8 protein-coding genes and 1 pseudogene are annotated in these 11,862 nt (G+C 56.6%); 3 read left to right on the forward strand and 6 right to left on the reverse strand.

Features of this window, described 5'->3' with window-relative positions:
* Nucleotides 1-226 precede the first annotated feature (226 nt).
* Nucleotides 227-5,041, reverse strand: coding sequence for a hypothetical protein (locus tag NMB39_RS18160; protein WP_494340309.1), 4,815 nt, complete (start codon nt 5,039-5,041; stop codon nt 227-229).
* Between the two features lie 101 nt (nt 5,042-5,142).
* Nucleotides 5,143-5,376 carry an OmpA family protein gene (locus NMB39_RS18165; RefSeq protein ID WP_494340308.1) on the reverse strand — a complete coding sequence of 78 codons (234 nt, stop codon included), beginning with the start codon at nt 5,374-5,376 and terminating at the stop codon, nt 5,143-5,145.
* 524 nt (nt 5,377-5,900) lie between these two features.
* On the opposite strand from NMB39_RS18165, the gene yecR reads away from it, so the two are divergent.
* Nucleotides 5,901-6,209: a YecR family lipoprotein gene (yecR, locus tag NMB39_RS18170; RefSeq protein WP_046072034.1), complete on the forward strand. Its 309-nt coding sequence runs from the start codon at nt 5,901-5,903 to the stop codon at nt 6,207-6,209.
* Nucleotides 6,210-6,223: 14 nt separating this feature from the next.
* Here the strand turns inward: yecR and NMB39_RS18175 are convergent, their stop codons facing one another.
* Complete coding sequence (locus NMB39_RS18175; RefSeq protein WP_046072033.1) at nt 6,224-6,481, reverse strand: hypothetical protein; 258 nt, start codon at nt 6,479-6,481, stop codon at nt 6,224-6,226.
* A 324-nt stretch (nt 6,482-6,805) separates the two neighbouring features.
* Between NMB39_RS18175 and NMB39_RS18180 the strand changes: the two genes are divergently transcribed.
* Nucleotides 6,806-7,801 carry a hypothetical protein gene (locus NMB39_RS18180; RefSeq protein WP_494340307.1) on the forward strand — a complete coding sequence of 332 codons (996 nt, stop codon included), beginning with the start codon at nt 6,806-6,808 and terminating at the stop codon, nt 7,799-7,801.
* Nucleotides 7,802-7,986: 185 nt separating this feature from the next.
* Nucleotides 7,987-9,705, forward strand: a complete 1,719-nt coding sequence (locus NMB39_RS18185; protein WP_494340306.1) for a hypothetical protein — start codon at nt 7,987-7,989, stop codon at nt 9,703-9,705.
* On the opposite strand, the gene NMB39_RS18190 is transcribed toward NMB39_RS18185, so the two are convergent.
* The 3 genes and pseudogenes from NMB39_RS18190 to NMB39_RS18200 form a co-directional block, all read right to left on the reverse strand.
* Nucleotides 9,699-9,845: a hypothetical protein gene (locus NMB39_RS18190; protein ID WP_158528916.1), complete on the reverse strand. Its 147-nt coding sequence runs from the start codon at nt 9,843-9,845 to the stop codon at nt 9,699-9,701. The two genes, NMB39_RS18185 and NMB39_RS18190, sit on opposite strands and share 7 nt — an antisense overlap.
* Nucleotides 9,846-10,043: 198 nt before the next feature.
* A complete protein-coding gene (gene tssA / locus NMB39_RS18195; protein WP_494340305.1) occupies nt 10,044-11,126 on the reverse strand; it encodes a type VI secretion system protein TssA in 1,083 nt (360 codons plus the stop codon).
* A 115-nt stretch (nt 11,127-11,241) separates the two neighbouring features.
* Nucleotides 11,242-11,762: pseudogene (locus tag NMB39_RS18200) on the reverse strand (Hcp family type VI secretion system effector).
* Nucleotides 11,763-11,862: the final 100 nt, after the last annotated feature.

An 11,862-nucleotide genomic window follows, 5' to 3' on the forward strand; every position in this document is an offset into this window, starting at 1 on the left:
CAGTACATCCCTGTGCCCCGGCCAGTTCAATCATAAGGAGCAGTTGGTGCGTTACTACCATTGCTTGTCGGGACAGGCTCGTGAAGCGGTGCGCTGCCAGACGTTTGCGGGCAGAGTTAATGCCACGCCGATAGCCGCCAAAAGCTGATTGCCTCGTACCGCTTCACGGCGGCTGGCTAGGCCCCCGGCGTCCGCCCTGCCCGCGGCGGGGGCCAGGCAGGCACTACTACCGCACGCTCGCCAGTAACCCAAGAAACAGCTTGTGATCCAACGGCGGCGTCACATCAGCATAGATCACCTTCAACACCGCGCTGTCGTTGGCGCCGGCGTCTCGCACCAGATCCTTCTGCAGCAGGAAGCGCTGGTGGGCCAATTTGAGGTGGGCGACGCGGTAGGCATCGTCCGCCACCTCGGTGTCGGCATAGTGAAAGTGCGCATACCAGAGCACGTGCGGCTGGTGCTTTTCCCGAACTGAAAATTCAGCGACGTAGTCACCGCTGGCAGTGGGTTGGCGCCGATGCACCAAATTGATATCGACCTTGCGGTGGGTCCACAGGTAGTCAATGTTTTCCTGGGAAGGGCGTTGCGCCTTGTAGCCTGTGCTGCGGTAATCGCGCCCCTCTTCGAGTAGGCTGGCAACCTCGCTACTGTACTCGCCGAGCAACGCCGCCACACCGGGCTTGTCCGCGTGGGCCGCTTCAATTTCCTGGATGATAGCGTTGAGCTTATTGGCTTGTTGCGTGAGCATGACCTCCCAATCCCTTGGGTCGACGTGTTCGCGGCGTGTCGGATCCCGCAGTTTTTTCATCTGGAAATGGATCGAGCGCCGGATGTCCTGTTTTTGCGCGGTCAGTTGATCGGCGGCACGCTTCAAATTTGCCAATGAGCGTTGGGGCGGCACAGACGTCGGCCTTCCTGGGCTGGCGACCACCAACTCCTTCCACACCCCCTCGCTGGGATGCTCGACAAAACTGGCAACCGCTTGTTGATTGAACGGGTCGAGAATCTCCATGATCACCACCTGCTCAGCCGATTGCGTCGCTCGGGCATCGCCGATCAACGTACCGCGTCGCTGGGTTTTAAAGGCCCGGTGGCTGGAACGCCTGGACGCTCGAAGTGAAGGCGTGTGGGTTGGCACGGCGATGCCCTCCTCCTCTCGCACCAGCGCCGCCAGCTCGGACTCGGCACTCTGACGCGCCTGGTTCAGCCGCTCCAGGAAGCGCGCCTGATAGACCGGACGGCTCAGCGCCGGATCAACCTCATGCAGCGCGTCAGAGGCACTCGCCAAGCGCGCATACTGGTTGATCAAGGTCGCCAGCACCGCCTTGCGCTCGCTGGCCGAAAAATGCGCATAGGTCCTCAGTGCAATGTGGGAGGACGTCGCCAATCGCAGGTTCTGCTCGTTGAGCAATTGGTAAAAATGCTGAACCGCAGGGGCGTCGGTCAGCGCGAGGTTGTCGATGCTCAAGGTTCTAAGCAAGTTGAGATTGTTCAGCGCCACGTTGAACGGGTCGGCCATTTCCTGGGTGGGCAGCGACTGGATGAACGCCCGACTCTCACCCAAGCCCCGGCTGGAGTCCTGCGCCTGCTCATTCAGGGTGGCCTCCAGGGCGTAGGTGTCCTCAAGCAGTTGCTGCTCCCTCTGGTTCATCTCCACCAGGCGGGAGATCAGATCCTGATAGGCCTCAGGCGTTCGGGCCGGCGCATTCGCGTCGATACGTTGGGCGATCTCCCCCGCCGACTCACCCTTTGGTGAAAAGCTGCTGTCCATGGCCAGCGCCAAATGCAGATTATGGATAAGCAATTGCGTAGCGCTGATGGCGCCATACTCGTTGGAACGGGCTTTCTCGAAGTCGCTGGTTTCCAGCGCCGCCGTTGTGGGTTTGATCGCTTTGATCAGCACCCGGCGTGTTTCGATCAAACGGCCGGCCTGTGCGACGAATGCCTCCAAGGCCCGACTGAACGTTTGCAGCAGTGTCTGACAGTGGGCTTGTTCGTCTTCGTGTTGTTTTTTCAGGAAGGCGACTTTGCGCTCATCGGTATTTTGGTCGAGCAGCGTCCACCAGTTTCTGAGTTTTTTCCTGGCTGAGAGGTACAGATTCCTTTGTGCTTTCACGCCCTCGAAGCGGCTGGTCATCACATCCGCCTCACGTGCTGTTTCCAGGTCGAGCCGGACGTGTTCGGCTTTCATTTGCCTCTTCGCTTTACGATTTTTCTCTTGTTGTGCCTTGATCTGATCACCCGGCGCACCACCGCGCAGCTTTGGCGCAAGATCCAAGGTCCAGCGACCGCCGCCATCGCTTTTCAACCACGGCCCGGTGCGTGATGAGTCCAGCGCGTCAACGATAAACACACGACTCGACGCCTGGCCTACACGATACAAGTCATGGCCAATCAGCGCATGCAAACCATCATCAAGGCGGTAAAGACCTTGGAGCGGCCCGGTCATGATCGGCATCGGCAGGTGGTCGGGACGAGGCACTTTGAAACCCTCGACATAAGCACGCTGGCTGGTACTGAGGTGGTTCAAGGCGTTGGAAAAGGCAAAATCGAAGACCGTTCGGCCCTCTGCAATCGGTACGTCAGGCAACGCTACGCTGCTCGCCGCCAGCCTGGCCCCGCTGGGTAGGCTCCCGGCGGGACGGCGCACCGGGGTCAACACCAATGCCGCATCGCCGGGCCCGGCGGCGATCAAGGGTTTACTGGGCGGCGTGCCCCGGGTGACATGCAACAGTGCCAAGCTGAGGCTACTCAACAGGTCGACCCATGCCAACTCTCGCGTAACGGGATCGCTGCTCTGCAGTGCAGGAATGTCCTGGTTCAAGCTTTGGGTCAGCAGCAGCAACCACGCGATCGACATGGCAGAGCCTTGCAGCAGGGGCAGTAGCAAGGTGTTGAGCAACAGCCCGCCGCCTTCCAGGAGCAGTGCCCAACGGCTCTCAGCATTGGACACCGACTCGCGATCCGCCAAGTCAACCAGTGCCCGTGCATGTTCGCCAAACAGGTACGGCAGTAAGCGGCCATTGCGCAGATGTTGCAGCAACTCCTCACTGCCCTCATCGGCAGCCAACGTTGCAGGAACGGGTGTCTCCAGACGGTCGAACTCAGACCCCATGCCAAACCGGATAATATGCGGCTCATTGAAGCCACCGTTGGCATACACCGCTCGCGCAGGTTCGCTAAGCCACATCAATACGCTGTCCTGCAGTGCGCCAGGCAGGGCCATCGCCGCCAACAAGGCCTCGCGGTTAGCGTACTGAGTCAACAACTGCGGATAAAGCGGACGATAAAGAATAACCGGGCCAGGCTGGAGGTCCTGCGCTTCGATCACGAACATATTGTCGACCTTGTCCGACTGGGCACCCGGTTTGCGCAGCAGTGCCAGCGAACGGATAACAATGTGGCGGTCCTCGACAACACGTTCAGCGTCACTGAGTTGCATCAGCGCAGCGACATACCGATAGCCCTGCACCGTGAAACCCTGTTGCCCCTGGATCGCCAGCTCCAACGCCCGCAACGGTAGCTGCGCTCGCAACTGCTCGCCGAACAGCCGTTGGCGCTGCAGGGTTTCGTCGCTATCGGACAGCAGCAGGCGCTTGAGGTATTCCGGGTAGGTTTTGCCGATGTCCACACGCAGGACCAGATCAGTCAGGTAATCGGGGGTGGTCCAGTCCTGGATCAATTGACCGCCGGTGTGCCCTATGGTCATCGGACCTTTGGGCTTACCAACCAGATTGCTCAAGGCGAGATCAGTCAATGACAGTGTTTTGCGCTGAATAATCCCCGCACCGCCTGGATAGCCTGTGGCCACTGCGAATGTCAGCTCCAGTTCGTCAGGGTTGTAGCCGGGTGCTATCGGTTGATCGATCAGCATCTGCGCATGCAGGGCGCTTGATGCGAAGGTTCTGATATCACTCACCCCGTCCAGGAAAGACAGCCCTTGAGCCTGAGCTTTAGCAGCGGCGAGCTCCAATAGATGGGTGCGATAGGCCAGGCGTTGAGTATCCGAGGCGCTTTTCAACCAGTCGGGCAGTTGGGCGGCCATAGGCACTTTGGTAGGCGTTGGAGTAACAAATAAAAGGGTGGGATCGCTCACGGCGTCATACTGCTGCTCCAGCTTATGAAGCCCCTGATGAGAGGGTAAAGGGATATCCGCCAGGTCCTGCAACTGCTGATTAAGCACCGCAGCCGCCTGGACGTCGAACACATTGCCATTGGGCTCGTAACGCTTCCACGCGATCTGGTCCGCAACAAATGCGCCGTCGATCTTCGACGCCCAGTAGCGATCAAACTCATCCTGGGAAGCAAATGACATGACGTCTCCCGCTAAAGAACACAGCAGGACCAACGAGGCGTTGACCACCAACAGGTCGGGCGATAACAGCGTGAACGAGGCTCCCGCCCGGGTCAGCGTCGTTTCCATGACATAGACGTGAACAGCCTTCGCCTTCAACGCCGCCAGACGGTCGAGTCGATCCGGGTAGTCCGTTACCTGTTGGAGTACGCCACGGGCCGGCTTAGCGAATGATGGGGCGATGGCGGTGTTGATCAGGTTGCCGCGCAGCAACTCACTGAGCCAGCGCCAACGGGTAGATCCGTCGTCTGCGCTTTGGTCCCAATACGCAATTAGTGCCTGCTGAAAAGCAATCGGGACAATGCTAGGCAACTCGCGGATGACTTGCTCAATCACGCTCATATCTACGGCAGGCGCATCTGAACCTGTGGGAGCCAGCGGTGTTGGTGCGCTGTTGGTCAGGAAATGATCCCGAGTGTCTCGCGTTGAGAAATCCAGCGAAGTGCCATTCCCCAGGTGATCGAGCGCCACATTGAGCAAAAACCGTAAGTCCCACCCCCCTAGTGCATTGGGTACGGCAAGCTTGGTGGTGACGAGGTTAAAGTCCAGGGTTGGATAGGCTTGTTTGATGCCCCTGTCCAGCCATTGGCCGACGACGGAGATCAAGGTGGGGTGATGCATGAACTGCACGCCGACGGCTCTGGCGATGAGGTTATCGGGAATGGCGTCAGGTGGGTTGATGGGCATGGAAAATGTCCTTTTTGTCCGTGGAGGCTCCGAAACCCGATGTGGGGGAGCTGGGCAAAAAGGAGTACCACGCAGGTGAAATAGAACGAGGTAATGGTGTATTACGACGATCTGCCAGTCACCCCCGCCAACGCACGCTGCTCACCCACCTGCGGCACCAGTTGGATATCCACACGCCGGTTAGCGGTACGCCCGGCCTCGGTCTCATTGCTGGCGATGGGCTGATTGGCCACCAAGCCCTGCACCGCAAAACAACTGTCGGCGAAGTCGCCCTGCTGCATCCAGTCGCGCACGGCTGAGGCGCAGCCGTGGGACAGGGCCAGGTTTTGCTCCACTCCGTTCGAGCACCTTGGTCAAGCCTGCTTTGAGGGTTGTGCTGCCTGTGTATCGAACAACGAGAGGCGAGCGTTTCGTTTGCGAGGTAAACCAGGTCTGAATCCTCATCGATACCGGTGCGCCGTCATGCCAAAACCACTAGCCTCCCTGCCAGGTCTGGTTCATTTTTCAGATCACGTTTCTTGTCGGCATTCTTCGGGGAAATGGGTGCAGACATGATCGTGGCACCCACGATCATGTCTCACAACGCTCTGTTCATGAGGCTTGCGCACCTCTCACCATCTGACGATCACACTGGCGGTGAAGGCCATGAAGGATATTACCTACAGCTGATACCACCAACAAAGCAGGACGCGTCCTGATTGCGTCGACTGAATTGAAGTCGATGGCTCACCCTGATTAGGATGCCCGCTTCGAGTCGGGGCCACGTGAGTTCGTGCACCACAACGGCCTTACAAAGCTAAGGTCCCTCCGTGCCCGACTTACTTCTATCAAGGTCGACTCACAAGGAACCTCTTCAATCATGAAACCAATCATTGCCGCCATTCCACTCGCCCTGCTGCTTCTTGCAGGCTGCGCGACATCGAAACAATGGGAGGCCACCGGCGGAAGCAAATCCGATGGTATCGTTCAGTTGTCCTATGAGCAGGGACAGTTCGAGAACGGGCAAAGTAACGAAGCCCAGGGTTTGACTACCGCAACCGGGCGCTGCCAGTTCTGGGGTTACAAGGGCGCTGAGCGTTCCGGCACAGAAAAATCGGTTTGCCGAACCATGGGCAAATTCAACTGCTTGGAAACCACAGTCACACAAGAGTACCTTTGCAAGAAGTAACGCCATGAGGTGGTTCATCCAGGCCAGGTGAACCGCTGATGGCCCAGTGCATCTGCGACTGACCGTGCCAGCGGCGGCAGCATAAAGGACAACGCCGAGACCCGCGTCAGCTTCATGCGCCACGTCACCACCAGCGGTGGCACGCCAAAACATGCCGTCACGTGCTTGATCGAATGCCCTTCCTCAATCAGCTTGGCAAACGCCTCAATCTCTTCTGCAGAGTGCATGAACATCTGGTCCCGGTTCTCGGCCAGGCTGACCAACTGGTCCATCGTCGCCACAGACAGCAAAGCTGTCCGCGAGCTCCTCCAGTCCAATTTGCGCCGTTACTTCCGACGGGCGCACCTGATAAGTGGGGGCAGCAGAAGTTTGTTATAGAGCATTGTATGGCGCGGGGAATCGGCCGAATTGTTGTTTGGATAGGTGCATACTGCAACCTCCTGCGAGGTTGATCGCGGCCAGCCACAGTGCTGATCAATACGCCCAGCACCACGCCTCGAAGCCTCGGCTCAATGTCGGCGAATCCAGTGTCGGGCGGCGTGCAGATGCGACTAAGATGTGACCTTCTGCTTACGCGCCCCTAAGGAGTTTCATGCATGAGCAAAGGCATCAAAATGCTGTCGGCAGTAGATACAGCGCGCCGCCCACATACACTTGAATCCCTGCAAACCTTGGAAGACAACAAGCAAACTATCCCTCCGCTTTTCTGCGATGGTGGTCAGTGCTTAGTGCCCGTTCGCTTCGTTCCAAGAGGCATGCTCAACAACCCCGGCAAGGAACCCTCTGACCGGGCCGCCTATATCGGGCTAACCGCCGCAACCACATCCGACCATAAGCCTGGTTGCAAGTACGATGCCCTAGGACAACTCAAAGTGATTGTGGCCGACCAATCGGATCGCGACTTCATTGATGCCTTGGATGCAGGCAAATCCGAATTGCGCCTCCTACTACTGCACAACCGACTCGGCGGCAAGACGCTATCGGGAGTAGAGGTGCCGGTGCAGCCATCGACTGGAACCGCGCAATCACGTCGGCCAACGGCCTATCACCTCACGGACAAGAAGCTGGACAGTTATCTGCGAACGACCGCCGATATCCTCAAGCTGCGTGAGCGTTGTGAGGCCGATGAGGTACTGCGCACCAACCTGATTCTTCGCCTTGGCGACAAGAAAATTCGCTGGAGTGAGTTCTTCTTTGAACCAGACCGTTACGAGGAAGCATGGGGGATGGTTCGCCGTCGAGGCGACCAATGTCACCCCTTCGCTATCATGGGAACCGTGGAGCGGCTAAGTCTTCCTAGGACTGGATCGACGCAGGTCAATAGCTACTTGAACCTGGTGCCGGAACGCAACCGCACCGATGAGCGCAATATCAAGCACACTTTCAATGTCAGTATCGGCCATCGTGATAAAGAATGGCTGCAAAAACTCCCTGCGGACACCGAAGTCATCGTGTTCGGTGTATGGAGCGCAACAGCTCCGACCTCAAATGACGTAGCTCAAAAAAACGATCCCGCCAAGCTGATAACCTATGTCAATCATGGATTGACGCTATTTCCCAAGTTCAAGGCGCAGGTCATTGAACTTGGCTAGTCCGTTGAATCCAACCTTGACCTTCGCATACAGACGAGCGAACCACCATTATCGTCAAGATAAATGCGTGGCAAAGCGCATACGAACGATCCTGCGTACCCTCGCAGATCAAGCCACCAAAAATGTCATAGCGCCCAATAATCACTACCATTTTAAAGAACTCAGTATTTCAATTGAGATGAATCATGAATAGCCCTGACGACTACGACTCTGCAACGGCACAACGACTCCTATCTGCCTGGAAGGCAATGAGAGAGGGCAAGCTGAGGTTTCCTCCATCGCTAAAACATCATGGAGATGAACTGTTAGCTGCCCCATTGACGGCTATTGGATTGGTAGATACGAAAGGAATGTCGAAAGAGACGCTATTGATAGCAAAAAGTTTTGGTACAGCACTTTCGATTCAGAGAGAGCAAACGCTAAAGGAGAAAACTGCCGCGCCGTCACCTGCAATGAATGACGTCCAAGTTAAACTATTTGCCCTTTTCAGTTCGCTTTTTTCTGCACTGACAGGCCGAGCGGTCGATCTGGTCCAAGACAAGGACGAGATCAAAGAGCGGATGCTGTGGCGGTTCAAACATCAGCCAGACGTGCTCGCCAACGCTGTGAACCAAGCGGCAGAGGAATTAGGTGAGTTTTATAACAACCATTCAACAAATATGTTCCAGCAAGCAAAAAACTTCGGCGGAATGAGATTAGTCACAGGTGGTCAACGGGTATTTGGTTCATCCGCGCTCAATGGAGTCCGTATAACCGGTCTTTACGCCGATACGCAACTAATTCCTGACCCTATCTACCCGTTACTAAGCTCGGACCTTCACCTAAACGCCGCGCCTTTGCAACTTGCCATTCAGCTCTTCGATATACTGCAGTTACGCCCATTGGTGGATGCGGACCTTCAGGTGCCAGCCGTCTTTGTTTTCCCCAGTTTTGAGGGGCCATTGGAACAGAACGATGCCCATACCAAATTGGGCCTTGAACGGCTGGCAATTCGCCTGATCGCCCCAATTTGCCACGGACAGATTCAATCACTGGAAGAGCTCTTCGACTATTCGAGCAAACAAGAAACCGCATTTCTTGACGCGCTGATGCCATCAGGCTTGTTTGTACCTCCAGGTGGGACGCCCGGCATACAACTCAGCGCCAGCGATGCGGCGAGCCAGTACCTGAAAGAGCTCGAGGGCGTACGATCCGCCACGCTCCTAGATCAAATGAAACGCACGCCCATCGGCCCCCTGCTTCTCAATGGAGTTCTGGAGCGACTACGACCTCACTACCATCTATTTGAAAACGCTGGCGAACTAGGGGCGCAGCCACTTCTTTCACAACCTGTTCACTGGCACTATTTCGAAAAAATCGCCCAAGCAAATGCAAGAGAACTCCGCTCACAAAATGTGATTTCTGACCAAGCACTGCAAACACTCCGTGCAGTCCAGGATGACAGCCTATCCTGGTTGGCAAATATCCCCTTAACCACACTTGCCCAGCTCATCTCAAATAACGAGCATCGCTGGCAGCGAGAGGAACTCAACAAATACACAAGCCAACTGGCGTCCGCAGGCCCCATTGATACGAATGACATGATCAAAGAAGTCAGCCACGGCCTCGCCTCGCTCGTACAGCGACAACGCAAGAGCCTTAAAGATATTGAGGCAAAGTATGCGCCGAAGAAAGCGGCGGTCGTTGCAGGCGGCATTGTGGGTGCGGGCCTTGTTGCGTCGGCGGTCATGCTGCCCTTCCTCTCCCCATTCCTCGCAGTTGGTGTTCCAGCAGTTGCGCTGACGGGCGTCGCCGGCGGGGCGCTGTTTGGATTTGGTAAGGAAAAAATAGGTGAAGCTGTTGAGAAGCGGCATGCAGGTCAATCCATGCTTGGCGTGTTAGCTACAGCCAGACCTCATCAATAGCCAGACAACGCCCGCAGACTGTGTTGGCGCAGTTCCGTCAAGCTCGCATCTATCTGGGCCAACTCACGCAGCAACCGTGTCTGTTGCTGCGCCAGCTGTTCGCACTGGGCCTGCAACGCGACAAATCCTGCGTGTGCCACTGTCACAACGCCCATTCGACAAGTGGCAGTCGGCGTTCGGCCCAAGTTAGTCGGGCAGACTGCCGAACAGATGCTACAAACCGCCCGGCTAACTAGCTGGACACGGCCACAAAGGCGCCAGTCGTTCTCCCGAAGCCAACAACCTCGTCACCGTTGCTGCCTATGAGCTTGTCGCGCAAAAAAGTTGTTCAGACCACCCTACACATCCGTGCCCAGCACATTACGAATCCCATCCACTACACTGCTGTCCTTGATCACATCATTCAGCCAACTCTCCAAGGGCATATCACCCCATTTTATTGCTCGTTCAATCAGGAAGGGTACCGGACTATGGGGCTCGGTTTGCTTGAAAAACTGCACCACGCCTCGAAGCTGGTCAAGTGCTTCGGCGCGAGACTGCGGTTCAGTGCGCATAGTTGCGACTGTCGATATGTTGGCTACAGGTTGACTCGGGACAGGTGTGATTGCAGCAGCAGGTTTTATCGGCTTTGGAACCGGAGCTGGCGCTCTCACTATGTTCCCACCCCGCTCTGCCAATAGGCGTTCCGTCAACTGACTGACCCGTACCAGAGTCTCGTCCAGGCGAGTGAGGCGCGGTGCATCCTGCTCGAACAACTCGTCAATCGTTGCTTGTAGGCGCCGGCATACGCGTAGGCATTCCTGCACCTCACTGTGACGTGCTTGCAGGTAGTCAACAGCCGTCAACGCTACCGCACGCTGGAACAGCTCCCCATTGATCTTGCCCTCGGCCAGTGATGCTTCCATCGCTTCGGGGCTCTGTCGTCCCTGGTTATCGACTTGAAGTGACTGGTCATACTGGGTCAGGCCATAGGATGGATCCTGGGTCAGGGGGACGTCGGCGACAATGCCCGTGAGGCTGGCGCTCAGCCATGCCAGGCGTTCTGCCCTAGCCTCTATCCCCTCGTCGAGTGAGGGATATAGTCCCGACCAGTATGCTTTAAGGATTGCTTCGCACACGGACAAACCAAAGGCGACTCCCTCAAATTGATAGCGGTGGGCCAAGCCTTCACACAGCCAAGCCACTAGGCGCAAATCTTTGCTCTGCTGGGCCAGTCCCTCACCGCTCAGGCGAACGACTTTTTCCCAATCTGCGTGTTTCAGTTCAGCTTGCCATTCTCCCTGGCTCAGATAGGGCGCATCGGCACGCCGTGCTTCCTTGATCTGGTCGAACAACTCAGAAAAGCTCAAATCCTCACCGTTTCCCCCTTGAATGGGTTGGGTCAGGGTGACGATAGAAAGTTCGTGCAACTTTTCAGACATGGTTACCTCCGGCTATCCGGCTCACCGCCGATCATTCCCTTTTCGCAAAACGCCCCGCCTCAGCAACGAGGCAGGGCGTCGCCTCTACCCTGTGAGAAGGCAGAGGAAGCATTGCTTAGGCATGAGTTTTGTTCTTGGTACGGTCCCAGCCACCCACGACCTTGCCGCCACCTTGACCGTCGCCGCGCTTCTGCTGCACGTATTCGGTCTTGATCCGCGCATAGTTAAACTTGATCTCTTCCTTGGGCAGATCACACTGGCGTCAGAAGCGTCGTTACCCGCCTCCATATTCCCCAGGAACTTGACGGAGGACACCACCACTTCTTCCATGGTGATGGTCAGGTAGGTGACCTTGTCACCACCGGCACGGTTGACGTGCAGAACCACCTCTTTGATGTGCTGGCCCTTACAGCAGGTTTCGAACAACTTGGCCGAGGCTTTGTCGACGACCTTACGGATCGAAAAATCACTCAGGTTCACACGCTCCGAAGAAGCGCCGCCGGCCGAACTGGCAGTGGCGGAAGTGGCCTGCGTAGCACCGTATTCATAGCCCACCACTTCAATCCACTCAGCGTGTTTGTCGTCGGTGCTTTCGCCAGGAATGCCGTCGATTTTCAGGTATGCATCAAATGCCATTGGGTAAAACTCCTTTGTTGGTATAAGGCGGTGTCCATCCATTAGCGGAACACAGCACCTTTGCGGTACGTCCCATTGCCCTAGCAAATGAGACATTCAC

Source organism: Pseudomonas sp. FBCC-B545 (assembly GCF_059134095.1).

Coding starts and splice junctions, on each gene's coding strand:
- NMB39_RS18160 (WP_494340309.1), bottom strand. CDS start 5,041: ATGCCCATCAACCCACCTGACGCCATTCCCGATAACCTCATCGCCAGA.
- yecR (WP_046072034.1), top strand. CDS start 5,901: ATGAAACCAATCATTGCCGCCATTCCACTCGCCCTGCTGCTTCTTGCA.
- NMB39_RS18175 (WP_046072033.1), bottom strand. CDS start 6,481: ATGGACCAGTTGGTCAGCCTGGCCGAGAACCGGGACCAGATGTTCATG.
- NMB39_RS18180 (WP_494340307.1), top strand. CDS start 6,806: ATGAGCAAAGGCATCAAAATGCTGTCGGCAGTAGATACAGCGCGCCGC.
- NMB39_RS18185 (WP_494340306.1), top strand. CDS start 7,987: ATGAATAGCCCTGACGACTACGACTCTGCAACGGCACAACGACTCCTA.
- tssA (WP_494340305.1), bottom strand. CDS start 11,126: ATGTCTGAAAAGTTGCACGAACTTTCTATCGTCACCCTGACCCAACCC.